Source organism: Melioribacter sulfuriphilus, from assembly GCF_052656625.1.
This window is the reverse complement of the sequence record NZ_JBQXXK010000004.1, coordinates 220,693-246,847: the sequence shown is the minus strand read 5'-3', so window position 1 is coordinate 246,847 and position 26,155 is coordinate 220,693. Positions and strand designations below refer to the sequence as shown.

The window sequence follows — 26,155 nt, the reverse complement described above, 5'->3', positions numbered from 1 at the left end:
AGAGGATTTATATGACAACAAAGGAATTTATTGAACTGGAAGAAAGATATGGGGCGCACAATTATCATCCGCTGGATGTAGTAATTGAAAGAGCGGAGGGTTGTTGGGTGTATGACGTCGAGGGAAATAAATATCTGGATTGTCTTGCGGCATATTCTGCTGTTAATCAGGGGCATTGTCATCCACGTATTATAAATGCTCTCAAGAAACAGGCAGAAAAAGTTACATTGACTTCACGTGCATTTCGTAACGATCAACTCCCTTTACTTTATAAAGAATTGAGTGAGCAGACTGGATACGAAATTTCATTACCAATGAATTCAGGAGCTGAAGCTGTCGAAACAGCCTTGAAAGCTGCAAGAAAATGGGGATACAAAGTTAAAGGAGTTCCCGAAAATAAAGCCGAGATAATAGCATGCAAAAATAATTTTGCCGGCAGAACAATTACAATCATCAGTTTCTCTACTGAAAAACAGTACCGCGATGGCTTCGGTCCACTTACTCCTGGATTTAAAATTGTCGAGTACGGGAATGCAGAAGATTTAGAAAATTCAGTAACAGAAAATACAGTTGCTTTTATTGTCGAGCCTGTTCAAGGAGAAGGTGGTATAATTGTGCCTCCGGAGGGCTATTTGAAAAAGGCTTATGAAATTTGTAAAAGGAATAATGTTTTATTAATTACAGACGAGATCCAATCTGGATTGGGAAGGACTGGTAAATTATTTGCATTCGAGCATGAAGGGATTCGACCCGACGTTGTGATAATTGGCAAAGCTTTGTCGGGTGGTTGTTATCCAGTATCTGCAGTCTTGTCTGATCGAGAAGTACTCGGCGTTTTCAAGCCAGGTGACCACGGTTCGACTTTCGGAGGAAATCCACTCGGTGCTGCTGTAGCAAGAGAATCACTCAAAGTACTGATCGAAGAAAAATTGATTGAAAACTCAGCTGAAGTAGGTAAATATTTCATCGAAAAATTAAAAGGCATCGAATCCCCGCATGTCAAAGAAGTACGAGGTAAGGGATTGTTCATCGGAGTAGAATTAATACCGGAAGCGGGAGGAGCGCGCCGCTTCTGTGAAGCTCTTATGAAAAAAGGAATTCTTTGCAAAGAAACTCACGAAAATGTAATTCGTTTTGCTCCCCCGTTGATTATTAAAAAAGAGGAAATTGACTGGGCTTTAACGCGTATTGAAGAGGTTCTTAAAATGGCATAATTTGTTGAAGGCTGTGCTCCATATGGTGCAGCCTTCTTTTAATCGATTTGTCTCTTTAGCCACTGGTCGATCGTAAGTTTTAAGAACTGAATGTTAATAGGCTTGGCGATATAATCGTTCATCCCTGCTGCTAAACATTTTTCACGGTCTTTCATACTTGAGTGCGCAGTGACAGCAATAATCGGAATTTTACCTACATCGCCGGGTAAATTTCTAATCTGTTTTGTGGCGGTAATGCCGTCCATATCTGTCATCTCGATATCCATTAAAACAAGATTATATCTGCCTGTTTTAACTGCATCAATAGCTTCGCTTCCGCTCGATACTGCTTCCACTGTGTAACCGACTTCGCGGAGGATTTTTAACTCCAGGTCCTGACTTATCGGATTGTCTTCAACCAGTAGTAAACGTTTTTCAGACTTCGATTCTTGAATGGATGGTTTTAGTGCTTCTTGTTTTTCTATCTCTTTTTGATTGTAAATTGAAGCTGCTGCAACTCCGGATTCTTCGCTTTCCGATGGAGTGAGCCTGAACCTGGCTGTAAAGTAAAATTTACTTCCTTGACCGGGTTTACTTTCGACATTAATATCGCCACCCATCAGTTTAATGAATTCTTTCGCAATAACCAATCCTAGTCCCGTGCCTTCCTTTTTGTCCTTTTTGTCTTTTACCTGCACGTAAGGTTCAAAAAGAAGGGGAATTTTATCATTAGGAATTCCCGTACCAGTATCAATTACAGAGGTAAGGATTTCGATTGTACTTGTAGTTCTATTTTCTACTTTTACAGAAATCGTAACGCTTCCTTTGTCGGTGTATTTAACAGCATTGCCAGCCAGATTTAATACGACCTGTCGGTAGCGTGTGGCGTCTCCGTAAATTTTATCGGGCAGACCTGGATCGATCTCTTCGATAATTTCAATTCCCTTTTGTCGAGCTGCTTGACCAATTATCGACGATACTTTATGAATTTCTTCACTCAGGTCGAACTCGTTTTCTTCGAGTTCCATCTTACCTGCTTCGATTTTAGATATATCGAGAATATTGTTGATTATGTCCAGTAACGATTCAGCTGCAAGACGGGCATCCCGCGCGAATTTTTTTAGTTCCTCCTCACTTTCAAAAAGGTCATTTTCAATCAATGTAAGAAAACCCATAACCGAGTTCATTGGAGTACGAACTTCGTGACTCATATTAGCCAGGAATTTAGTTTTATAGCTACTTTCTTGTCGAGCTTTCTGCGCAGCTATGTCAGATTTAATTTTTTCCTGTCGCAATGCTTCCAGTGCTTTCTGGCGTTCGTGTTCTGCCAGCACCTGTTGAGTTATGTCCTGAAGGCTGCCATCGAAAAATGTTGCGTCTTCCTCCTCGTCGTAACTCAGCCTTACATTCATTTTAACTGCAATTTCACTGCCGTCTTTTTTAAGAAACTGTACTCTGTAATTTTTTACCTTACCCTGTTTTTCGAGCAATTTATTCAACAAATCTGCGTCCGATTTCCTTTTGAAGAGGTCGTTGAAAAAATTCAATTTATTAATTTCTTCCTCCGATGAATATCCCAGCATTCTGATAAGAGCGGGATTTACAGCGGTGAATTTGCCTGCTGGAGTAATTTGAAATACTCCCTCAACCGAATTTTCAAAAATATTTCTGAATTTTTTTTCTGAAAGGACGACTTCGTAGCTCTTCAGTAAAGCCTCGCGACGGAGTCTGTAATTAATATAACTTGCGACCACCGCCATAACGCTTATGATCATTACCAGTACAATCGATTCGAGCATGTGCTGAATATTTTGAGCCTGATTGGCTATTGCCGAAGCAACAAACACGAGGTTATAATAAACTGCAACTAAAACCTGATGGCGTACCTCCCAGCTGAGAAATAATGCGGCAGTAAATATTATTAGACTTATTATGTGCGAATTGAATACTAAGGTTTGTGGTTCCAGATAAATCATCACTCCGAAAGACGCCACGATCGACATTAAAAGAATGTGTACCAGCAAGGCGGGATGTTCTTTGCCATGTCGTGAATTAGATAATACAAGTAGTACAAAGGCGATGAAAACGGAAAATAAACGCGATACATAAAGTTGAATGCTATGCTCACTGAAATAGAGCACTTCGAAAATTAGAGCTATCCCGCCAGATGCAGCAGAAAAAATGGCCAACGATCTGAATGGAGATAAAAGCTCCTTTTGTGTTTCTTGCTTTATATATTCATTAACTTTATGCTCTAATGTTCGGGAATATTTTTTAGCTGTATTTCCTGCTGTTACCACTTGTTACCCGTTATTTTCAAAGTTAGGGAAATATTTTATGTTCTGATAATAATCATGCTTCGGGAGTATATCAATAATTATCGATACTAAATTAATAAATAAATAATTAATATATTATCGACATAATTAAAATTTCTTTAGGATGAATTGTGGACTTTTTACTGAACATCGACATTTCTCTTTTCTATTTTATTAATCATACTTTGTCCAATCCACTATTCGATAAGTTTTTTCCATTTATAACAGATCCTCGAAATTGGTTTATTGCTTATACTATTCTTTATTTAACTTTGATAATTAAGGGGGGAAGAAGAGGAAGAATTGCAGCTGTTGTTTTGATATTTCTTGTAGCCATCTCCGACCAATTGAGCAGTAACTTATTGAAAGATTTATTCGAAAGGCTCAGACCCTGCAATGCATTGTCAGATGTAAGATTGCTTGTTGGTTGTACTGGGTCATACTCGTTTCCATCGTCTCACGCAGTCAATAATTTCTCCGTGGCAATTTTTTTCTCGAGAATTTATCCAAACTATAAAATAGCTTTTTTCACAGTGGCTTTTATTGTGGCATTTTCAAGACCGTATGTTGGCGTTCATTACCCCTCTGATGTAATAGGAGGAGCAATCATTGGCTCGGTTGTAGGATATCTCTTTTCGTGGGTCGTCTTTCAAATTGATGAAAAATTCAACAAACGTTTTGTCCGAATCAAATAGGATTAAATATGGCAAAGAAAAAAGAACTTAAGACTAAACTCGAAATTGCAAAAAACTGGTTGCCCCGTTATACTGATACTAAAATTGACGAATTTGGCGACTACCTTCTATTGACAAATTTTTATAATTACGTAACTCGATTTGCAGAACGATTTAACTGCGACATTAAAGGAATCGGGAAACCGATGCAAACGGCTACCAACAATCAGGGATTGACAATAATTAATTTCGGTATCGGTTCGGCCAATGCAGCTACTATTATGGACTTACTGACTGCCAGAAATCCTAAGGGAGTACTTTTCCTTGGTAAATGCGGTGGATTAAAACATTCGACTGAAATTGGTCATTTCATTCTACCGATTGCTGCTATAAGAGGCGAAGGTACAAGCAACGACTATTTTCCGCCAGAAGTACCAGCTTTGCCCTCATTTAAACTTCACAAATTTGTTTCCGATAAAATTATTGAACGTAAAATGGAATACAGAACAGGTGTTGTTTACACTACTAACAGAAGGCTATGGGAATGGGACGAGTCATTCAAAGCATATTTGAAAAAACTCGGTGTTATTGCCATTGATATGGAAACGGCTACATTATTTATTGTAGGGTATGCAAATCAAATTGCACGCGGAGCTCTATTACTGGTGTCAGATTTGCCAATGTTTCCTGAAGGCATAAAAACTGATAAGTCAGATCGATATGTGACGAAAAAGTATACCGATATTCATCTTGATATTGGTATCGAGGCTATGACAGAAATTGGTGCTAAGGGTGAACCAATAAAACATTTTACTTTTTAAGGTAAGAACACTATTTTGTCATTGATGTTTAACTTTCGTTTATAGATGTGGAGGGAAATATGAAATCGATCTATAATATTATATTGACGATTTTGTTGCTTGTTCTGATGACTGTTTTTGTTATTCCGCAAAAAAACATTGTACCACCACAGGAAGAGAATAAAATACATAACACCGTAGAAGAACTCTTTAAACTCAGTAAACAAAAAAATTATGAAAGAGCCGCCGCCTTAATTGTTTACAATGGTGAAGATTCAAACAGAAAACTCAAGTCGGTATTAAATCCAAATAATGAAGATGAATTAAACACAGCCAGAAGGATATGCAAAAAAATTTCAGCTCTTCTGAATGTAAGTGAAAAATACACAATTAAAGAAATTGTAGATGATAATATGCAGGATAACAAAATTACCAAAGTTACAGTTTCGTTTTTAAATGCTGGACAGGAGCTCCTCGTTACACTTAAATTTATAAAATTACCTTCCGGATATGCATTACTGGAAATGAATTAATCTAATCTCATACAAAATCTGTTGTATTTTTTTCAATACTCGATAACAAATCAATAATATTGATGTTAAGAAATATTTTAAAGAACAAAAAAGTAGTTAGGTGATTTTTTCGAGTATTTATACTTTAGTGACTTTGTCGATTAAGTCCGATTTTACCTTATTTGAAAAAAGCACGATTACCTAGAGATTCAACCTATCGACAATTGTGAGTTTGATTTTATGATTTAGCATTAGATTTAACGAATGTAGCTCTGCATGAAAGATTTCTAAAGATTATTAAAATGTAGTATGCCCGGTGAATGGTATTTGTTCTTGCCATCATTCGGATTCTGGGAAACTTATTTATTGTGTTTACTATCAAATCACTTCGAATTATATGGAGTGGTTAAGTACAATAACAATGGAGAGCGTTAAGTTACCAAATTAAACAATGAACTCAGAAAATTGCTCAAAGGCGAAATAATCAATTAGAGCAAGCAGTAACTTGCTTTAATTACTTCTTATCAGCTTCGTCCAATTTCAATTCTTTCGCAAGCTATCATTCTTAATTAAAATGACGAGTGTAGTTTACTCATTTTAAAAGGATTCTGATCTGCTTAAAACAACATAAGTTTTTCCTGGAGTATTACTTAAAGCGACATACAAAGCGAATTCTGCTATTATCTAGAAGCAATATGTATTCAGATGGACTATTATATACAATTCTTAACACTCGGTAATGAATTTTTTCCATAAATGTTTATATTTGCTTGAAAAAATGCGGGAGAGGTTTATTGAACCCGTTAGGAACCCAGCATATTGCGGAATTTATTGACTGCGATAAAACCTATCTCAATAACGAAAGAAAGTTAAAATCATTTCTGAAAAAAAGTATTGAAGAATCCGGTCTTCACTCTGTAGGAATAGTAAGTCACAAGCTTGAATCACTCGGCGTTCCAGTAATTGCAATTATTAATGAATCTCATATCGGTTTGCATTCTTATCCAGAAGCGGGTCATGTATCTCTCGATGTTTTTACCTGTTCAGATCCGAATAAGCATATTAAGCTAATTGACTATCTGCGAAAAGCTCTCAAACCGAAAAAAGTTCGACTTGGATATTTGAAAAGAGGAAACATAATCGAATTTCACGAGCCGGACTGGATTCCTTCTGTCTCCGGCTACGGATTCGAAGTAAGCTACCATGCCAGCAAAATTCTCTATTCCAAAAATTCGAAATATCAAATGATAGAAATAATTGAGAACGAGCATTTCGGTAGAATGCTTTTTCTCGACAATGAACTGCAGATTTCCGAATATGATGCTGATATATATAACAGAGCATTAGTCGATCCGATTAGAAAGTCGAATATTAAAATAAACAAAGCGGTGATTTTGGGCGGTGGCGATGGTGGAGTGCTCAACGAATTATTGAAAATTAAACCGCGTAAAGTTACTCTGGTAGATATCGATCCTAAAGTAATTGAAGTAAGTAGCAAGTATCTCCTCAAAATCTCTCAAAAGTCTTTTATCGATAAGAATGACGAAATAGTCTATCAGGACGCACTCCATTATTTAAAGAATAACAGCGGCTTCGATGTTGTAGTTTATGATCTGACAATGCACCCTGAGGCTTTCTCGAAAATTCCGCGTGAAAAATTTCTCGATAATTTCTTTAATGATATTTATAAAAGCATGAATCCTGGCGGAATCCTCACGCTTCAATGTTGCTCACATTTCGACTCAGAAACGCATGCTCTTGTTGATTCCATTCTGAATAAATATTACAAAGGTATAAAGTACTACACTGTTTATATTCCCTCTTTCTGCGAAAAATGGATTTTCGCTTCCGCACGTAAATGATAGAGACTGGCGGAAGTAATTTATTACTTATAATAAAAGAGAGAAAATAATTATGTCGATAGTCAAGTATTTCAACTTCGATCAACTCCACACAAATTATCGTAATGAAATAATAGGAGGACTTACAACTTTTGTAACTATGGCTTACATAGTTATCGTAAATCCTAAAATTCTTGAAGCAGCTGGAATACCGTTCGGCCCTTCAATGGTGGCAACAGTTTTGACTTCATTTTTCGGTACTTTATTATGGGTGTCTATGCCAGACGTCCATTCGCAATTGCTCCATATATGGGTGAAAATGCATTTATAGCTTATACTGTAGTGAAAGTACTCGGCTATAGCTGGCAAACAGCATTGGGTGCAATCTTTATCAGCGGTGTTTTGTTTACCATTCTGACATTAACAAAAATGAGAAGCTGGCTTGCAAATGAAATCCCCGAATCACTAAAAATTTCCTTCGCTGTGGGTATAGGTCTGTTTTTAACTTTTATTGGACTTAACGATACTGGTATTGTAAGTCTTGGAGTGCCAGAAGCTCCGGTAAAAGTAGGTAATTTATCGGATATAAAAATTCTACTGGCGGTGCTGGGTTTTATTATTATTGCTGCATTGATGATTAAAAAGGTGCATGGTGCAATAATTATAGGCATATTGAGCGTTACAGTCCTCGGATTTTTATTGGGCGCTGCACCTCTGCCAAATAAAATCATTGATATGCCACCTTCAATCGAACCGGTATTTCTAAAAATCGATTGGGTAGGAGCTCTTACGTGGGGATTTATCGCAGTGATACTCGTTATATTTATAACAGATTTAATCGATACTCTGGGAACTTTACTTGGACTGGCCTATAAAGCCGAGATGCTGGACGAAAATGGGAATTTACCAGACATCGAGAAACCGATGCTATGCGATGCATTATCGACAGTTGTAGCTTCTTTACTCGGTACTACTACAGCCGGAGTTTATATTGAATCGGCAGCAGGAATTGAAGCAGGAGGACGTTCCGGTTTTTCTGCAGTTATAACGGCGCTCCTATTTTTGGGTACATTATTCCTTTCACCTTTCTTTACATCAATTCCTCCGTTTGCATACGGCGCCGCTTTGATCATTGTAGGATTTCTTATGATGTCGCCAATTAAAAATATCAATTTTGGAAATCTCTCGGAAGCAATTCCGGCGTTCGTAACGATCGTAATGATGTGCTTCACCTATAATCTCGGCGTTGGAATGACGGCTGGTTTTGTAATCTACCCGCTTACGATGACTCTTGGTGGAAATTTCAAGAAGATCTCAACTGGTATGTGGATCTTATTCGTATTCTCTCTTTTGTTCTACATTTTTTATCCATATTGATAAGTACAAATAATTTCTAACAATTTTCGGTAGGAGATAATATCTATAGTGTAATAAACGACTTTTTCAAAGACTGAAAATAGGAAACGAAAGCAACAATTAAAGATTTTTACGACTAAGTGATGAAAGTCTTAACAAGAAATTTCATGACGATATAAGGTCTAGTGGAAGAATTGTATGGCATATGGTACTAACTATCGTTGAAATGGCTCAATTAATGGAACTAAACGTCAGAGCAATTGGAAAGGATGCTTAATTGCTGTCAAATGTTCATGAGTAAATCGATAAGTTCAAGAAAGTAGCATCTGGACTTTATAACGAAATTGAGAAACAGTGGACTGACGAGACGTTACTTCGCGAAGACATTCTATACGGAGAAACCTGGAAACGAGGCAAAAGTCTTTCTGTAATGATGGCTCATCATATTCATCATCTTGGACAGTTAACGGTTTTTATGAGACTTGCGAGACTGAAAGTCCCTGGCGTATACGGCCTTGCTAAAGAAGAATGGGTTGTTTATGGTATGGAGCCGCAGGAGTAGTTAACTGATTGATTGATGTGTCGTGTAATTTTGAATCACTTCCATGGCCAGATTACGCATGTGTCAATTTCAGGAAAGATAACGTAATCGGCTTTCCCTTTCATAACAAGTGTGTCAGCTTCGGGAAGTTTCAAATACGATTTTGCTGTAACCAGTGTTTTGCCTGTAACAGATACATCGTCTACAATCAAAATTTTTTTGCCCTCTAAATTTTTATTTATCTCAGATAATATTTTCGGTGTTTCGTAAATAGGTTGATTGTTATTGTCTCTAAAGTTGATCTTTAATGTAATCAATTCAGCATTCAACTTATAAGCAATTAAAGAGGCTGGTACAACGCCCCCTTCTCGAATACCGACGACGGTATCATAAGCCGGAAGTTTGAACAATTTTATTCTCTCAGAGATTTCACTGAAACTAAGTTCTCTCATCGAGATTTTCTTAAGCCTCTTTTCTTTTAATCAAAATAATATTCAGTATTGTAAGCATAACTATTCCTGGAATCGCTGTAGAAAATGAATTAAATAAATAACCGTTACTTAATTGCAGTCCAGAAATATTTAAAAATGCAAAGAAATAAACGAACATAACTGATATGAAGTAACTTAATGGTGCAATGACGTATTTAAAACGACTTACATGCTTGAGCAAATATGCAGCTGTAACAAATATAACTAACTCGAGAGTGATTAATTGAACAATCTCAAAAGCTGGCTTGCCAGTTATAAGATAATTAGTAACTGGAGCTAAAAGAGATGCGGCAAATGCTACATGAAATCTGAAATACAATACGGCTATTAACGGTGCATAATAAACTGGGAGAACGTATTTCCCGAGCGGTATTCCATTTATATCAGGCAGAAGATGAAAAACTATTGGAAGGATAACAGCCAGGACAAATATAGCAAGAGTTTCTCTAATTTGTAGTTTTTCTGATAATCTTGCAGCTAATAATGTACTTGAATTTCCCATGAGTGGTTTCCCCCTTTTTTAAAAATTACTGCAAATATAAGCGATTCTTATAAATATGCCAAAAAAACTGCTTAATTTTTGTTCATCAATAGAAGAAGAGTCCCAGTTATTAATCTTGATTTTTTTTATATTAAATAAAAAAAATGTGTGAATATTGTAGACATGCATTTATGGGATAAAAAATGCGAAAGAATGTTCTTTAAAAAGTTTCTTTTAGAGCATTCTCCAGATGAACTTTTTTACTATACAAAAGATAATCATTATTATGCATATTGGCCTAAATCATATAAAGGAAGGAAGTATACACTGCAATCGAGAAATGCTTTCATCGGTGATTATACAGAAAAGTTTGTTCATGATTTGTTAAGTGAATATGCAAGAAGTATTAATTGTTACGCAGTAAGAAAGGTCATATGTAAAGAAATTGAACTCAGTAAAGATTCTCCTGCAGATGTTGCTATTTGTAAAGAAAATAAACAAGAACAGAAGCCAGAGGATATTAAAATAATAATAGAAGTAAAAATGTCATTAGTTTGGAATTGGAAATTAACTACATCACAAAAAATTAGATATGTAGGCGATTACACTACACATAAAGGTACTCCGAGCTTTTTAAGATCAGATACAATGCTTAAAGCTATCGGAAAAGCAATTAACATTAGAATTTCTTCAAATAAAGCGAATTATATACCAATAATCATTATTGGTAATACACCGATAACTGAAACGTACAGGACTAAAGTTGATAATCTTCGTGAATATGGAATTGTGCAAGGTTTTTGGTCTATTAACCCATCTCCTTTGGATAACAATGGAGAGAATATTAAAGATACCATTAAAAAAGGATTTATTAGGATAGATAATTATGATGAATTAGTTGAAAATATTAATAGATTATTAAGTGAAGATAGAAAATTTTTTTCTGGCATGAAATCAAACAGGGAGTTGGGACGTTTAATCGAGAGTGCTAATAAAGAAGTTGATATCGAGAAAAAAGCCGAGCGATTTTTAGAATTACTAAGAGAGAGTCATGAGTCCTAATAATAGAAGAAACGGTACTAAAACAAGTTCATTTGGTACTCCAGGTAAAATCAATCATGATTCATCGCAATTTTACAATTCTAAGTTATACGATGGTATTAATAAAGAACAAAAAGTAAAGTATATTGAGAATAGTATTCCACAAAATGTTTTAGACAGGCATTTTTGCCATAGCAGTGAGAGTATGCATGAATTACCTGACAATTCTGTACATTTAATGATAACATCTCCTCCATATAATGCTACTAAAGAGTATGATGAAAACTTAAGTTTAGATGAATATCTTACCTTATTGAGAAGAGTATGGAAGGAAACTTACAGAGTGCTTGTTCCTGGTGGTAGAGCATGTATCAATATTGCTAATCTTGGTAGAAAACCATACATACCGTTGCACAGCTATATAATTAAAGATATGCTGGAAATAGGATACTTGATGCGTGGAGAAATTATCTGGAATAAAAGTTCAAGTGCCAGTCCTTCGACAGCTTGGGGAAGTTGGTTATCCGCTGCTAATCCTGTATTGAGAGATATTCATGAATATATATTAGTATTTAGTAAAGGTACTTTTTCGTTGAAAAGCAACGGCAAAGAAAGTACAATAACTAAAGAAGAATTTCTGGAATGGACAAAAAGTGTCTGGACGTTCCCTGCGGTATCTGCCAGAATAATTGGTCATCCAGCTCCTTTCCCCGAAGAATTACCTGAAAGATTGATAAAAATGTATTCATTTAAGAATGACGTTATTTTAGATCCATTTCTAGGAAGTGGAACAACAAGCCTTGCAGCTCTTAAAAACAATCGTCATTATATTGGCTATGATACCGACAGAAAATACATTGAACTGGCAAATCGAAGGATCAGTGAATATAAAAATCAGATGAAATTGTTCGACTAACATTTAATAAAACACAACTGAATAGTCGACAAGTTTCTTCTCTTTGTAAACGAATTTTGCGCTGAAGAATTTTTCCTGAAAAAGCCACGGTATGAAAATTTTATCTCCCTCCCATAAATTCAATTTGCCGAATTCTTCATATGGAATCCACTCTAAATTACCTTCTGATGAATTAATCAGATTGCCATTGAATTTACTTGCTGTATAGACAAATACATACCAATCTTTTTCACCGTCGAACAAAGGAAATGTTATAAAACCTCTTAATCTGGGATTAGTAATGATTAATCCCGACTCTTCTCTAACTTCTCTAATAACACACTCTTCGGGAGTTTCACCTGCCTCGAACTTCCCGCCGAGGCCATTCCATTTCCCTTCATGCATATCGTTTTCTTTTTTGACGCGATGCATCATCAATATTTTATTGTTCTCAATAACGTAACAAAGAGTTGCAAGCTGCATCAATTATTTCTTCCTTTTATTTTTTAATCGAATCTGCTAAAATTTTGGAAATATCGTCGAGCTCGTCGAGGAACCATTTCACTTTTTCTGGTTTGGCGCGTTTGCTGTCTCTAACGAGTGCTAACCATAATTTACATTCATTGGCATATTTAAGAGAGGCAATTGTATGGATATTAATTTCCTTTGTTGTAGTAGCGGCGCTGGCTTCGATATAACTACTTATAACGCTTGTGCCGCTGCCAAAGAGTTCGTCTCCAATTCTCTGGGAAACATTGTCTTTCGGTAGCTGATCGATAAATTCAATCAGTTTTAATGTAAAAAAGTAGAGACGCTTTCTAAATTCACCTCTCGATGGCTCTTTTACCAATTTTTACTCCGTTAAATTATAAAGCGAGATATTCTTTTTTCATTAAGTAATTTTGAACGTAGTCACTTACGCCTTCTTCCAGACTCATGATTTTATTTTTGTAACCGGCGGCGCGTATCTTATCGAGATTTGCCTCCGTAAAATATTGGTATTTGTCTTTGATCTCCTCGGGCATATCGATAAATTCAATATTAACTGGTTTGTCGAGGGCTTTGAATATTGCTGTTACAAGTTCAATCCATGTTTGTGCTTTTCCTGTGCCTATGTTATATATTCCATTTTTGTCTTTATGCTCAATGAAAAATAGAGTCATATCCACAGCATCTTTAACATAAACGAAGTCTCTCTTTTGTTCACCATCTTTATAGTTCGGATGATAAGATTTGAATAACTTAACTTTTCCTTCTGATTTTATTTGTTGAAATGCTTTGTGAACTACGCTTCTCATATCGCCTTTATGATATTCGTTTGGTCCGTATACATTGAAATATTTCAATCCGACTACTTTATTGAGTAAACCATTCCTTTTGACCCAGAGGTCAAAGAGATGTTTTGAATATCCGTACATGTTCAAGGGTCTCAAATCTTCCAGATGGGATTCGTCGTCGTCGTAACCTTTTGAACCATCCCCATATGTGGCTGCTGAAGATGCATAGATAAAACGAGCGTTGTTTCTAAGAGCATATTTTGCCAATTCCTGAGAGTAATGTACATTGTTGTCCATCAGATAGTCGGCGTCTTTCTCCGTTGTTGAAGAACAAGCGCCGAGATGAATAATTGTTTCCGTATCGAAGGGGAGACTGTCGTTGATGATATAACTAATGAAATCTTCTTTGTGATAGAAATCTTCAAATGAAAGTCCGTTTAAGTTTTTCCATTTGCTATCTGTGCCGAGTTCGTCGACGATAATAATATCGTCTCTTCCTAATTGATTTAGTTTCCAGACAACAGCGCTGCCTATAAAGCCCGCGCCACCAGTTACAACTATCATATTCTTCCCATTTATTTATTATATTTTGAAATAAAATTAATTATACTAAACAATAAATAAAATAAAAGCTGACATCAAAACTAAGAATTTTTCTGTTCATATTATCACGGACATAATATTATGAATAAATTTAACTTATTAAAAGAAATATTAACGCAGCGTATAATGATACTCGACGGCGCAATGGGAACAATGATTCAGCGCCATAAATTGAGTGAGGAGGATTTTAGAGGCGAAAAATTCCGTGACCATAAATCGCCTTTGAAGGGCAATAACGATATACTGGTTATAACTCAGCCGGAAATAATAAAGTCGATTCACTATCAATATCTCGATGCGGGTGCTGACATTATTGAAACCAACACTTTTAATTCTACTTCGATTTCTCAAGCTGACTACGGCACGGAAAGTTTCGTTTATGAATTAAATTATCGAGCGGCTATGATTGCAAGAGAAGTGGCCGACGACTTCACAGCAAGAACCCCTTCCAAACCGAGATTTGTTGCTGGCGCTCTGGGACCAACAAATAAAACCCTTTCCATTTCACCCGATGTAAACGATCCGGGTTTTCGTGCAATCACATTTGATGATATGAAAGTCGCTTATAAAGAACAAGCAAAGGGATTGATCGACGGTGGAGTCGATATTCTTTTGCTCGAGACGGTCTTCGATACTCTGAACGCAAAAGCTGCACTATTTGGAATTATGGAGCTTTTCGAAGAAATGGGTGTGGAATTGCCGATAATGATTTCCGGTACAATTATCGATATGAGTGGAAGAACTTTGTCCGGGCAAACTACGGAAGCATTCTGGATTTCGATTTCGCACACAAAAAATTTACTTAGTGTTGGATTAAACTGCTCACTCGGTCCTGCTCAAATGCGTCCCTTCATTTCTGAGTTATCCGAAATTGCCGACGTTTTTGTAAGTCTTTATCCAAATGCGGGTTTGCCAAATGAATTCGGTGGATACGACGAATCGCCAGAAGCAATGCTGAAAATCTTAGAAGAGTACGCAGCCGAAGGATTTTTAAACATAGTGGGCGGATGTTGTGGCACTACTCCAGAACATATAAAATCATTTGCAACGATCGCCGAACGGTATCAACCACGAAAAATACCCAGAGTGGAACCCTTTCTTCGCTTAAGTGGTCTGGAACCGCTAATATTCAGACCCGATACAAATTTTGTCAATATTGGTGAAAGAACAAATGTTGCCGGCTCTAAAAAATTTGCACGTTTAATAAAAGAAGGAAAATATGAAGAGGCATTATCGGTAGCCAGAGAACAGGTGGAAAACGGTGCACAGATTATCGACGTGAATATGGACGAGGCGATGATCAATTCTGAAGAAGCAATGACTAAGTTTTTGAATTTAATCTCTTCAGAGCCGGATATAGCACGCGTGCCCATTATGGTCGACTCCTCTAAATGGAGCGTTATTGAAGCAGGGCTCAAATGCTTGCAGGGGAAAGGTATTATCAATTCGATTTCGCTCAAGGAAGGCGAGGATAAATTTAAAGAGCAAGCAAAAAAAATTATGAAATACGGTGCCGCCGTTGTTGTTATGGCTTTCGACGAAGAAGGTCAGGCAGATACATACGAAAGGAAAATAGCTATTTGCAAAAGGGCTTATGATATATTGACCAAAGAAGTAGGATTCCCACCACAGGATATTATACTTGACCCGAATATTTTTGCAATTGCTACGGGAATTGAAGAACACAATCAATATGCACTGGCGTATATTGAAGCCGTAAGGTGGATTAAAAATAACCTGCCACTGGCTAAAGTGAGCGGAGGAGTTAGCAATGTTTCGTTTTCATTCCGCGGCAATGATATGGTAAGAGAAGCTATGCACTCGGTTTTCCTTTATCACGCTATTGAAGCCGGTATGGACATGGGAATAGTTAACGCAGGACAGCTTGCAGTTTATGAAGAAATTGAACCTCAGTTGCTTAAGCTCGTCGAAGACGTCGTGTTGAACAGAAGACCCGATGCTACTGAAAGGTTAATCGAGTATGCAAACAGTATCGATAAAACCAGGCAAAAAGAAGTTAAAGACGAACAGTGGCGAAAGGAATCTGTAGAAGAAAGATTGAAGCACTCCTTAATCAAAGGGATTGTCGATTATATTGAAGAAGATATAAATGAAGCACTGAAAATTTATAAAAATCCTCTTTCTATTATCGAAGGCCCTTTGATGGAAGGGATGAGCGTTGTAGGCGATCTTTTCGGTGCGGGCAAGATGTTCTTACCTCAGGTGGTAAAAAGCGCAAGGGTGATGAAAAAAGCTGTTGCAGTTTTAATCCCTTATATCGAAGCCGACAAAAAAAATACTGATTCGAGCAAATCGGGCACGATATTGCTCGCCACAGTAAAAGGAGACGTTCACGACATCGGCAAAAATATAGTTGGCGTTGTTCTCGGCTGTAATAATTTCAAGATAATCGACCTCGGCGTAATGGTACCGGCAGATAAAATTATTCAAACTGCAATCGATCAAAATGTAGATATAATTGGACTGAGCGGATTGATTACACCTTCACTTGACGAAATGGTGCATGTTGCAAAAGAAATGGAAAGAAGAAAGATGAGGTTACCACTTTTGATAGGAGGAGCTACAACATCAAGAATTCATACTGCGGTTAAAATCGATCCCGAGTATAGTGGTTCGGTAATTCATGTGCTCGATGCTTCCAAAAGTGTTCAGGTGGTAAATAATCTTCTTATGGACAAAAATTACGTCGCTCAAGTAAAAAATGAATATGAAGAATTAAGAAAAAATCACGTTAAAAAAATATCCGAGAAAAACTTTGTTACTCTAATAGAAGCCCGCAACAACAAATTTCATTCAGACTGGAAAAGCTACCAGCCGATAAAACCGAATAAGTTGGGACTGACGGTTTATAATGATTATCCGCTTGAAGAAATTAGCCGCTTTATTGACTGGACACCCTTTTTTCAAGCCTGGGAAATGAAAGGAAAATATCCTGATATTTTAAAGAACGAATCTTATGGCAAAGAAGCCCAGAAATTATATGATGACGCATTGTCAATGTTAAAAGAAATTATTAGCAACAAACTACTGAAAGCATATGCTGTCGTCGGTTTATTCCCGGCTAATTCTACAGGTGACGATATCGAACTTTATTGCGATGAATCATCTACAGGATTGCTGGCTGTAATGCATACATTGAGACAGCAAATCAAGAAAGTTAAAGGACAGCCCAATTACGCACTGGCTGACTTTATTATGCCTAAAGAATACGGTGTGAACGACTATGTAGGCCTCTTTGCCGTTACGGCGGGAATAGGAATCGACGAGGTTGTAAGATATTACGAATCAAAACATGACGACTATAATGCTATTATGGTAAAAGCCCTTGCAGATAGACTTGCCGAAGCTTTTGCTGAATTGCTTCATCTTAAAGTGAGAAAAGAATTGTGGGGCTATGCCGCAGATGAAAATCTTACGAATGAAGAATTAATCTCTGAAAAATATATTGGAATTCGCCCGGCACCAGGATATCCTGCTTTGCCAGATCATACGGAAAAAATTACAATCTGGAAAGTCCTTAATCCCACAGAAAATGCTGGCATCATATTGACCGAGAGCATGGCTATGTTACCGGCTGCTTCCGTTTCAGGTTGGTATATTGCACACCCCGAAGCCAAATATTTCAACGTGGGCAAAATTGGCTTTGACCAGCTCGAAGATTATAGAAAAAGAAAGGGAATGAGCAAGTCGGAAGCAGAAAAATGGTTACGCACTATACTGAATTACGATTGAGGATTAATTATGATTATAGAAAAAATATTGAAAGAGTTATATCGAAAAGAATTCAAAGTGAAACTTGTGAAAATTTCTCCCTTGCCGCCTTCCGGTTCAGCAAGAAAATATTACAGACTGCACTCAGGAAATAATACTGTAATTGGCGCTTATAACGAAGATACTCTGGAAAATGATGCCTTTTTTTATTTGACTGGCATATTTAAAAAGCTCGGTCTAAATGTACCTGAAATTTATTCTATTGATCACATTAATAAATGTTATCTTTTGGAAGACCTTGGCGACGTAACCTTGTTTTCTTTATTAAGAAAAAAAAGAAAAGGTAAAATTCTTCCTGCCGATATTGTCAATTTATATAAGAAAGCTTTAGAAGAACTCTCAAGGTTTCAGTTAGATACTATGGGAAAAATTGATTTCCGAAAATGTTACCCCCGCAAATCGTTCGACGAATTGTCGATGAAATGGGACCTGAATTATTTCAAATATTATTTTCTGAAGCCAAGCGGTATTCCATTTGACGAAGATAAACTCGAAAAAGATTTTAACAAATTTATTGAATATCTATCTAAGGCAGACGGCAATCATTTCATGTACAGGGACTTTAATTCGCGCAATATCTTGGTAAAGAACAACGACCTCTATTTCATCGATTATCAAGGAGGTAGACGGGGTCCTTTACAATACGACATTGCTTCTTTTCTATACGATTCGAAAGCTGATCTGAGTGACGAACTGAGGATGGAATTATTAAACCATTATCTGAACATCGTGAGTAAATTCCATAAAGTCAGGCACACGGATTTCATGAAATATTATTATGAGATCGTGCTTTTAAGACTTATACAGATGTTCGGAGCGTATGGTAATCGCGGGCTATTTGAGGGCAAAGCTCACTTTTTACAGAGCATCCCTTATGCTGTTAAGAACCTCGAATCGATTCTCAATAAAATTAAAATCTCTCGTAAAATTCCTGAATTATTTCGGGTTCTCAACGAAATAACACACAATAAGAAACTCGATGTTTATAAGTGGAATCCAAACCACAAACGTTTAATTGTGCGTGTATACAGTTTCTCTTACAGAAATAAAATACCAAACGACATAAGCGGTAACGGTGGAGGTTTTGTATTCGATTGCAGAGCCATACCGAATCCAGGCAAAATTGAAAAGTATAAACACCTGACGGGTCGTAATAAAAAGGTTGCAGAATTTTTGAAAGCTCAGCCAGCTGCAATTAAATTTCTCAACGAATCGATTAGCATGGTAGATCAGGTCGTGGAGAGTTACCTCGAACGTGGCTGGCGCGATTTGATGGTTTGTTACGGTTGTACCGGCGGTCAGCACCGCTCTGTATTTTGTGCAGAGAATCTTGCCCGCCATCTCAAAGAAAAATATAATGTAAAAGTTATACTTCAACATACAGGGCTAACTTCATAATGGAAGCGTTTATCCTTTCTGCTGGACTCGGTACGAGACTGCGCCCGATTACAGACACAAAGCCGAAAGCACTCGTTAGCATTAAAGGAACGCCTCTCCTTGAAATTATTATTCAGAAATTGATCGACGCTGGCTTTAGGCGAATTGTTATTAATGTACACCATTTTGCAGAACAAATAATAAACTTTCTCAATTCGAAAAAGAATTACGGAATAGAAATTATAATTTCCGACGAATCAAGTAAATTGCTCGATACGGGTGGTGGTTTGAAAAAAGCTGCCCCTCTTTTCACTGGTAAAAATCCTGTCATGGTTCACAACGTCGATGTTCTTTCCGACATTAATCTTAAAGCATTTTATCGACTTCACATCGAGAATGGTAATTTAATCACTCTTGCAGTGCAAAAAAGAAAATCGTTAAGGTATTTTCTTTTCGACGAAAAGAAAAACTTATGTGGCTGGATGAATGAAAAGACAGGTGAAACAAAAATAGTGCGTGAGTATGAAGGAAATATCGAGCGCCTTGCTTTCTGCGGTATACAAATTATCCAGCCTGAGGTATTTCATTATTTCCCCGAAAGGGAGGTCTTCTCGCTGGTTGAATTTTATCTGGAACTTGCATCACAAAAAAATTTATCTGAAAAAAATAAAATTAGCTATATTGAATACACCGATTCTCTTTTCATAGATTTGGGCAAAATTGACAATTTGAGAAAAGCAGAACAATATTTATAAAAATCGAGATTATATTATGAAGAGACTCACTCTCATTTTATTGCTTGTTATTTACAGTTGTAACTTTATTGCTGCGCAGGGTAAAGATTGGATTAAAGAACACTATACAAAAAAAGAATATCAAATACCGATGCGCGATGGGGTTAAATTGTTTACAGCAGTTTACACGCCTAAAGACACTTCGAAAAAATATCCAATTCTTATGGTGCGCACACCTTACAGGGCAGCACCTTATGGAGAGGATAACTATCCGAATTCGCTTGGACCTAACGAAGCATTTGCTAAAGATGGATATATATTTGTTTTTCAAGATGTTCGTGGAAAATTTATGAGCGAGGGCGAATTTGTAAATATGCGTCCGTATATCCCGCATAAAAAAAGTAATAATGATGTTGATGAAACCACAGATACTTACGACACTATTGAATGGTTAATAAATAATATAAAGCACAATAACGGCAGAGTAGGAATCTGGGGAATTTCATATCCAGGATTTTATGCTGCAATGAGCCTTATTGATTCCCACCCAGCTTTGAAAGCTGTATCTCCCCAAGCTCCTATTGCGGATTGGTTCATCGGCGACGACATGCATCACAACGGCGCATTTTCACTCTCAATGTCGTTTAATTTCTTTAAATCATTTGACCAGCCAAGAGATTCTCTTACTACTGAATGGAAAACAATCGAACCGTACGATTCTCCAGATATGTACACGTTCTTTCTTAATTTAGGTCCCTTGAAGAATATAAATCAAAAATATTTCCACGAAGCCTTGCCTTTCTGGAATCAGATAATGGAGCATGGTACCTATGATGAATTCTGGAAAGCACGCAACAATTTGCCCCACTTTAATAATACTAAGCCGGCTGTTTTAATTGTTGGAGGCTGGTACGATTCCGAAGATTTATATGGTCCAGTAAATATTTATCGCTCCATCGAAGAAAAAAATTCTTCGAATGATTGTCGCCTTGTAATGGGGCCATGGAGTCACGGCGCATGGGCACGCTCTGACGGAAATTCGTTTGGCGATTTCATCTTCCCGGATAGTACAAGTAAATACTATAACGATTCGATAATATTTCCATTCTTTAATTATTATTTAAAAGGCGAAGGTAAAATTGAATTACCAGAAGTATTAACTTATAGAACTGGAAGCAATAGATGGATAAGGTATAAAGAATTTCCACCGAAAGAATCAATAATTGGCGAACTGCATCTTGGAGAAAACGGTACTTTGTTATGGGAAAAGCCGGTTTACTCAGATGTTCGCTATGATGAATTTATTAGTGATCCTGATAATCCAGTCCCTTATACCGCCACATTCTATGATTCGCGCAGGATGTATAATAGAACTTATATGAGTGAAGATCAGAGATTTGCAGACGCACGCCCCGATGTACTCTCATATTCAACCGCTCCACTCGAAGAAGACTACACAATTTCAGGACCAATCGACGTCAATATTTACGTTTCGACAAGCGGCACAGATGCTGACTGGGTTGTAAAAGTAATAGATGTCTACCCATACAACGAAGAAGACATGAATAATTCAGAAGTGGAATACGGAGGCTATCAGCGGCTTATACGTTATGAAATAATGAGAGGGAAATTTAGAAACAGCTACGAGAAACCTGAACCCTTTGTCCCCAATCAAATAACAAATATTAAATTCCGCTTGAATGATATTGACCATACGTTCTTAAAAGGTCATAGAATAATGATACAAATTCAGAGTAGCTTTTTCCCATTTTTCGATCGAAATCCTCAAAAATTCGTCGACATTTATAAAGCGTCTGAAGAAGATTTTCATAAAGCGGTCCACAGAGTATATTTCAATAGTCAATATCCTTCGCATATTAAATTTCTTACAAATAAATAACGGAGGCACTATGCTACGAAAATTGGTCGTACTATTTTTTGCCGTTGTTATAGCATCCGGAGTCAATGCTCAGACAATTGCAATTGGACCGCAGCTTGGTTATCACAAGTCGGAAGACGCAGATGGAGCAATTATGCTTGGAGCCGCTGGCAGATTTTATCTTGCTCGCTCACTAGCTCTCGAAGCCTCTATTAATTACCGTACAGAAGAATACGAAGGCGGAACTTTGAAAACAACTATGTATCCTGTAATGGTTAGCGGTATGCTCTATTTCTTTCCACTTTTGTATGGTACGGTTGGAGCCGGCTGGTACAATACTAAAATCGATTTTGCCGAAGAATTTAATTTATTGGGGCTCAAAGACGAAACTAAGAGTGAATTCGGTTATCATATCGGTCTTGGCGCCGAATTGGGCGTGGGAAATTTGATCCTTACAGGTGATATTAGATATGTCTTCCTCGATTTGAAGCTCGATCGACTGCCTGGTATTAACGAATTTAAAAATAATTTTTATATTATAACCGCTGGAGTTCTTTTCGAACTCTGATCCGATATTACTAAAACGGGAGGAATATGATACTCGATCAAATTAAGCACGCAGAATACTATTACCCACTGGGAGAGAATTTTCGAAAAGCATTTGAATTTTTAAAAAACAACGACCTGGAAAATATTGGCGAAGGAAAATATGAAATCGATGGTGAAAATGTTTTTGCGATAGTTCAAAATTATGACACCAAACCTCGAACAGCAGGTAAATGGGAAGCGCATAAAAAATACGCAGATATACAATTTATAGTATCAGGAAAGGAAAAAATTGGATTTTCTTTCCCAACCAAAATGATTGTTACAGAAGAATACAATCCAGATAAAGATATTATGTTTCTTAAAGGAGAGGGTGAGTTTTTGATTCTCGAAAGTGGTTGCTTTGCTATCTTTTTCCCTACAGACATTCATATGCCGGGTATAGCTGTAAATCTTTCAACTCCGGTTAAAAAAGTTGTGATAAAAGTAAAAGTGAATGATTAAAAAAAACGGGCTATCTAAAAGTTATCTCTTTAAAGAGAACACTAATTTTACCAATTTTCATGAGTAATTATTCGAGCTCTTTGCTTTTAGATAGCCCCTTTTGCAATCTTATTTATTTGACCGATACATTGTCTTTGAGGAATAACTTCTGCAATTCTTTTTTTTCTCTGTTTTTCCAGATGCCTTTGTGGTAAGCGTAACCAGCAATCAGCGGCATGGCAAGAGTAGCTTCCGAATAAACCATTTGTTCGTAGGTAGTTTCAACTTTGCCCCACGAGCTTGCCTCTTTGAGAGTCGAACTCGAAAGAGCTCCGTCGCGTACATCGGCAACTGTAATTTGGATTGCATATTTATGCATCGGAGCATTTTCCGTAAGAATATCTGCAGCGACAACGATATCCTGCGTAAAGTTTTTTGGTACTCCACCGCCGACCATAAAAATTCCAGTTTCTTTGCTATTTAATTTAATCTGGGTCAATTCATAAAAATCTTTTCCCGAATCGAAGGAAACATGTCTTTCTGGGTTATTATGTTGATGCATTACTATTCCAAAACCAGCAGAACAATCCGAAAATGCAGGTACGAAAATTGGCACGTTGTTTTTGTAAGCCGCATAGACTACACTGTCGTCTACTTTGGGTCCACCAATCTCATCTAAATATTTTCCGAAATGCCACAGTAATTCCCTCGACGAATAAGGACGTGGTTCAAGACTATCGAAAATTTTGGCCGTTGTATCGTCGCATATTCTGAGTTCGTCTTCGTCGATGAATGTATCGTAGATTCTGTCGATATGGAGTTCTCGTAATTCGTTGTCGTCGACGTAAGGTGAACCGATATAATGCTTGAAGCCAAGCGCCTCGAAAAAGTCCTGGTCTACCATTATTGCTCCAGTCGAAACGATTACATCCACCATGTTGTTTGTGACCAGGTCGTAAACCACTTTCTTTAGACCAGCGCTGAATAAACTACCTGCAAGCGTCAAGATTACAGTGCACTCCTTATCAGAAAGCATCTTTTCGTAAATTTTCGCTGCACGATTTAAGTCGCGGGCGCTGAATGCCATCGATGACATTGCATCTACTAATGGTACTACATTATGTTGTTTGATATCAATGTGTTTGATTATTTCCTTTAAATAATCTTTTTTCTGTCTCATTATTTCCCTTTCCTTTTTAAATTCGAAGCGGAAATATAATAAATAATTTTCTCGATTAAATATGAAAAATGTACGGAAACAAGGTAAATTCCCTTCCCCCGTTATCCATAAAACAGGTCAAAATCGGATAGAATCAAGCCAATCATTAAGGAAAGCATGCCAGAACTGAAAATTTCAACTGACCTTTCTTGACATTCTTAGAATATAGAAATATATTTGAAACCTTTGAAAAATAGCATTTTATGTTTGGAGGATATTTTGAAGCAGGAGAAAATTACAAAATTTATTAAATCCGAGGATGCTGACAAAAAATGGTACTTAATCGATGCCAAAGACCAGGTGCTGGGTAGATTGGCAGCCCGAGTTGCAAGTATTATCCGCGGTAAGCACAAGCCAATATTTACACCTAATACTGATACTGGCGATTTTGTGATTGTTATTAATGCCGATAAGATCAAGGTAACCGGTAAAAGGGAGCAACTCAAAACATATTTCCATCACTCGTTATATCCAGGCGGTGTCAAAATAACAAGCTTTTCTGATTTACTTGCCAAAAAACCGGAATATGTTATTGAGTTAGCAGTTAAAGGAATGCTTCCGAAAAACCGATTGGGCAGAAAACTATTTAGAAAATTAAAAGTTTATGCCGGCGAAGAGCATCCTCACAAAGCACAAAAACCAGAAGTAATAAGTTTATAGTGGAGAGATTTGATGGCAGATAAAATATTCGTTGGACGCAGAAAAAATTCAGTTGCCAGAGTATTTCTGAGAAGCGGCTCCGGTAAAGTAACGGTAAACGACAGGGAATTTGAAAACTATTTCCCACAAAAAGTACACAGAGACAATATCCTCCTGCCGTTTGTTGTAACTGAAACGCTCGGTAGATACGACGTTTTTGTTAATACTAACGGAGGTGGCATTTCGGGACAATCCGAAGCAATCCGATTAGGAATTGCTCGCGCTCTTGAAGCCATTAATCCCAATTTTAGGTCGTTACTAAAAGCCGAAGGTCTTCTCAAAAGAGACCCCAGAATGGTCGAGCGCAAGAAATACGGTCAGAAAAAAGCTCGTAAAAGATTTCAATTTTCTAAGAGATAATTTATTAACATTCATACTCTCGTTTTGCTTCCTGTGTCCCGCACGTATCGGGATGAAGAGCAAACTTTCCACACAAAAAGGAAAGATGAGAGTAGAAGAAAAACAGGAGAATCATTATGTCTAAGATAGGTCTTAACGAATTAATTGAAGCTGGTGCCCATTTCGGACACTTAACCCGCCGCTGGAATCCCAAAATGAAACCCTACATCTTCATGGAGAAGAACGGGATTCATATTATCGACTTGAAAAAAACTCAGGAAGCAATTGAACAAGCCAAACAGGCCATGCTTGAGCTTGTATCGCAAGGTAAAAAGGTTCTTTTTGTAGGTACGAAAAAACAAGCAAAAGGAATAATTGCAGAAGAAGCTAAAAGATGCGATTCAAACTGGGTCAGCGAGAGATGGTTGGGCGGTATGCTCACAAACTTTTCTACAATTCGCAAGAGTGTTAAACGCCTTCAAAATATCGATAAAATGGAAAGCGATGGCACATTTGACAAAATTACCAAGAAAGAGCGTCTGAAATTAACACGCGAGCGTGACAAGCTCCGTAAAGTTCTTGACGGCGTTGAAATGATGACACGACTGCCCGGTGCTCTCTTTATTGTTGATATTAAAAAAGAAGAGATAGCAGTAAAAGAAGCAAACAGACTCAATATCCCGGTTTTTGCAATTGTCGATACAAATTGTGATCCTGACCCGATCGATTATGTAATTCCTGCAAACGACGACGCTTCTCGGGCTATCGAGATTATAACCAGGGCAATTGCAGATGCAGTTATTGAAGGCAATGCAAAAGCAAAAGAACTAAAAGCTCACGAAGTCGCCGAAAAAGAAAGAGAAAAGAAAGTAACCGAAACAGAGGAAGAAAAAGAAGAGAAGCCGAAAAAACCACGCATCAGGAAAGTAAAATTCGATAATAAAAGCGAGAAGAAATCCGATACAAGAAAAACTTCTGATACTCAGAATGAGGATAACTCCAAAGAAGAGAAAGCAGAAGAACCACCAAGCGAAGGAACCCAAAATTAATACTCGACCTTTTTC

Annotated in this window: 24 protein-coding genes and 1 pseudogene; 18 read left to right on the top strand and 7 right to left on the bottom strand. The window is 37.2% G+C overall.

Translation table 11 applies throughout. The features are described from left to right. The first annotated feature begins 11 nt into the window (after window positions 1-11). Complete coding sequence (gene rocD, locus ACUN8G_RS06690; protein ID WP_437347641.1) at window positions 12-1,214, top strand: ornithine--oxo-acid transaminase; 1,203 nt, start codon at window positions 12-14, stop codon at window positions 1,212-1,214. A 38-nt stretch (window positions 1,215-1,252) separates the two neighbouring features. Here the strand turns inward: rocD and ACUN8G_RS06685 are convergent, their stop codons facing one another. Next, entirely contained in the window at window positions 1,253-3,493 is a 2,241-nt protein-coding gene (locus ACUN8G_RS06685; protein WP_437347642.1) for a PAS domain-containing hybrid sensor histidine kinase/response regulator, read from the bottom strand. A 149-nt stretch (window positions 3,494-3,642) separates the two neighbouring features. Between ACUN8G_RS06685 and ACUN8G_RS06680 the strand changes: the two genes are divergently transcribed. The 6 genes and pseudogenes from ACUN8G_RS06680 to ACUN8G_RS06655 all read left to right on the top strand — a co-directional run bounded on the left by ACUN8G_RS06680 (window position 3,643) and on the right by ACUN8G_RS06655 (window position 9,256). Then, on the top strand, window positions 3,643-4,206 hold the full coding sequence (locus tag ACUN8G_RS06680) for a phosphatase PAP2 family protein (protein WP_437347643.1): 564 nt from the start codon (window positions 3,643-3,645) through the stop codon (window positions 4,204-4,206). An 8-nt stretch (window positions 4,207-4,214) separates the two neighbouring features. Then, window positions 4,215-5,006: an AMP nucleosidase gene (locus ACUN8G_RS06675; protein ID WP_437347644.1), complete on the top strand. Its 792-nt coding sequence runs from the start codon at window positions 4,215-4,217 to the stop codon at window positions 5,004-5,006. A gap of 59 nt (window positions 5,007-5,065) precedes the next feature. Further along, window positions 5,066-5,518 (top strand): hypothetical protein, encoded by a 453-nt coding sequence (locus ACUN8G_RS06670; RefSeq protein ID WP_437347645.1) that lies wholly within the window; start codon window positions 5,066-5,068, stop codon window positions 5,516-5,518. 773 nt (window positions 5,519-6,291) lie between these two features. Next, window positions 6,292-7,359, top strand: coding sequence for an adenosylmethionine decarboxylase (gene speD / locus ACUN8G_RS06665; RefSeq protein WP_437347646.1), 1,068 nt, complete (start codon window positions 6,292-6,294; stop codon window positions 7,357-7,359). Window positions 7,360-7,411: 52 nt separating this feature from the next. Next, a pseudogene (locus ACUN8G_RS06660) lies at window positions 7,412-8,715 on the top strand (NCS2 family permease). A 280-nt stretch (window positions 8,716-8,995) separates the two neighbouring features. Further along, entirely contained in the window at window positions 8,996-9,256 is a 261-nt protein-coding gene (locus ACUN8G_RS06655) for a DinB family protein (protein ID WP_437347689.1), read from the top strand. A gap of 35 nt (window positions 9,257-9,291) precedes the next feature. Here the strand turns inward: ACUN8G_RS06655 and ACUN8G_RS06650 are convergent, their stop codons facing one another. Both ACUN8G_RS06650 and ACUN8G_RS06645 read right to left on the bottom strand, forming a co-directional pair. Continuing rightward, window positions 9,292-9,687, bottom strand: coding sequence for a phosphoribosyltransferase (locus tag ACUN8G_RS06650; RefSeq protein WP_437347647.1), 396 nt, complete (start codon window positions 9,685-9,687; stop codon window positions 9,292-9,294). A gap of 10 nt (window positions 9,688-9,697) precedes the next feature. Next, on the bottom strand, window positions 9,698-10,228 hold the full coding sequence (locus tag ACUN8G_RS06645) for a hypothetical protein (protein ID WP_437347648.1): 531 nt from the start codon (window positions 10,226-10,228) through the stop codon (window positions 9,698-9,700). 147 nt (window positions 10,229-10,375) lie between these two features. Between ACUN8G_RS06645 and ACUN8G_RS06640 the strand changes: the two genes are divergently transcribed. Together ACUN8G_RS06640 and ACUN8G_RS06635 are read left to right on the top strand one after the other, a co-directional pair. Then, window positions 10,376-11,269 (top strand): hypothetical protein, encoded by an 894-nt coding sequence (locus ACUN8G_RS06640; protein ID WP_437347649.1) that lies wholly within the window; start codon window positions 10,376-10,378, stop codon window positions 11,267-11,269. Further along, window positions 11,259-12,164: a DNA-methyltransferase gene (locus ACUN8G_RS06635; RefSeq protein WP_437347650.1), complete on the top strand. Its 906-nt coding sequence runs from the start codon at window positions 11,259-11,261 to the stop codon at window positions 12,162-12,164. The genes ACUN8G_RS06640 and ACUN8G_RS06635 overlap by 11 nt, the downstream gene beginning before the upstream one ends. 3 nt (window positions 12,165-12,167) lie before the next feature. Here the strand turns inward: ACUN8G_RS06635 and ACUN8G_RS06630 are convergent, their stop codons facing one another. From ACUN8G_RS06630 to rfaD, 3 genes are read right to left on the bottom strand one after another with little or no spacing between them, the layout of a single operon-like run. Continuing rightward, complete coding sequence (locus tag ACUN8G_RS06630) at window positions 12,168-12,626, bottom strand: NUDIX hydrolase (RefSeq protein WP_437347690.1); 459 nt, start codon at window positions 12,624-12,626, stop codon at window positions 12,168-12,170. A 16-nt stretch (window positions 12,627-12,642) separates the two neighbouring features. Then, complete coding sequence (locus ACUN8G_RS06625; protein ID WP_437347651.1) at window positions 12,643-12,993, bottom strand: four helix bundle protein; 351 nt, start codon at window positions 12,991-12,993, stop codon at window positions 12,643-12,645. A 16-nt stretch (window positions 12,994-13,009) separates the two neighbouring features. Beyond that, window positions 13,010-13,984, bottom strand: a complete 975-nt coding sequence (rfaD, locus tag ACUN8G_RS06620; protein WP_437347652.1) for an ADP-glyceromanno-heptose 6-epimerase — start codon at window positions 13,982-13,984, stop codon at window positions 13,010-13,012. Between the two features lie 120 nt (window positions 13,985-14,104). Between rfaD and metH the strand changes: the two genes are divergently transcribed. Genes metH through ACUN8G_RS06590 form a run of 6 tightly spaced genes read left to right on the top strand, consistent with a single transcriptional unit; the run spans window position 14,105 to window position 22,855 of the window. Continuing rightward, window positions 14,105-17,776 (top strand): methionine synthase, encoded by a 3,672-nt coding sequence (gene metH, locus ACUN8G_RS06615; RefSeq protein ID WP_437347653.1) that lies wholly within the window; start codon window positions 14,105-14,107, stop codon window positions 17,774-17,776. A 9-nt stretch (window positions 17,777-17,785) separates the two neighbouring features. Beyond that, the gene (locus tag ACUN8G_RS06610; RefSeq protein WP_437347654.1) at window positions 17,786-19,213 is read left to right on the top strand and encodes a RapZ C-terminal domain-containing protein; all 1,428 of its coding nucleotides are present in this window, start codon (window positions 17,786-17,788) and stop codon (window positions 19,211-19,213) included. Then, the gene (locus ACUN8G_RS06605; protein WP_437347655.1) at window positions 19,213-19,947 is read left to right on the top strand and encodes a nucleotidyltransferase family protein; all 735 of its coding nucleotides are present in this window, start codon (window positions 19,213-19,215) and stop codon (window positions 19,945-19,947) included. Before ACUN8G_RS06610 ends, ACUN8G_RS06605 begins: the two co-directional genes overlap by 1 nt. Window positions 19,948-19,963: 16 nt before the next feature. Next, on the top strand, window positions 19,964-21,826 hold the full coding sequence (locus ACUN8G_RS06600) for a CocE/NonD family hydrolase (RefSeq protein WP_437347656.1): 1,863 nt from the start codon (window positions 19,964-19,966) through the stop codon (window positions 21,824-21,826). Window positions 21,827-21,836: 10 nt separating this feature from the next. Further along, window positions 21,837-22,373 (top strand): outer membrane protein, encoded by a 537-nt coding sequence (locus tag ACUN8G_RS06595; protein ID WP_437347657.1) that lies wholly within the window; start codon window positions 21,837-21,839, stop codon window positions 22,371-22,373. A 26-nt stretch (window positions 22,374-22,399) separates the two neighbouring features. Beyond that, entirely contained in the window at window positions 22,400-22,855 is a 456-nt protein-coding gene (locus ACUN8G_RS06590) for a NanQ anomerase/TabA/YiaL family protein (RefSeq protein WP_437347658.1), read from the top strand. 112 nt (window positions 22,856-22,967) lie between these two features. Here the strand turns inward: ACUN8G_RS06590 and ACUN8G_RS06585 are convergent, their stop codons facing one another. Beyond that, window positions 22,968-24,014, bottom strand: coding sequence for a 1,9-bis(guanidino)-5-aza-nonane synthase (locus ACUN8G_RS06585; protein WP_437347659.1), 1,047 nt, complete (start codon window positions 24,012-24,014; stop codon window positions 22,968-22,970). Window positions 24,015-24,272: 258 nt separating this feature from the next. Between ACUN8G_RS06585 and rplM the strand changes: the two genes are divergently transcribed. From rplM to rpsB, 3 genes are all read left to right on the top strand, one after another. Further along, complete coding sequence (gene rplM / locus ACUN8G_RS06580) at window positions 24,273-24,713, top strand: 50S ribosomal protein L13 (protein ID WP_437347660.1); 441 nt, start codon at window positions 24,273-24,275, stop codon at window positions 24,711-24,713. A gap of 12 nt (window positions 24,714-24,725) precedes the next feature. Then, complete coding sequence (rpsI, locus tag ACUN8G_RS06575) at window positions 24,726-25,112, top strand: 30S ribosomal protein S9 (RefSeq protein ID WP_437347661.1); 387 nt, start codon at window positions 24,726-24,728, stop codon at window positions 25,110-25,112. A gap of 116 nt (window positions 25,113-25,228) precedes the next feature. Then, on the top strand, window positions 25,229-26,140 hold the full coding sequence (rpsB, locus tag ACUN8G_RS06570; RefSeq protein ID WP_437347662.1) for a 30S ribosomal protein S2: 912 nt from the start codon (window positions 25,229-25,231) through the stop codon (window positions 26,138-26,140). Window positions 26,141-26,155 lie beyond the last annotated feature (15 nt).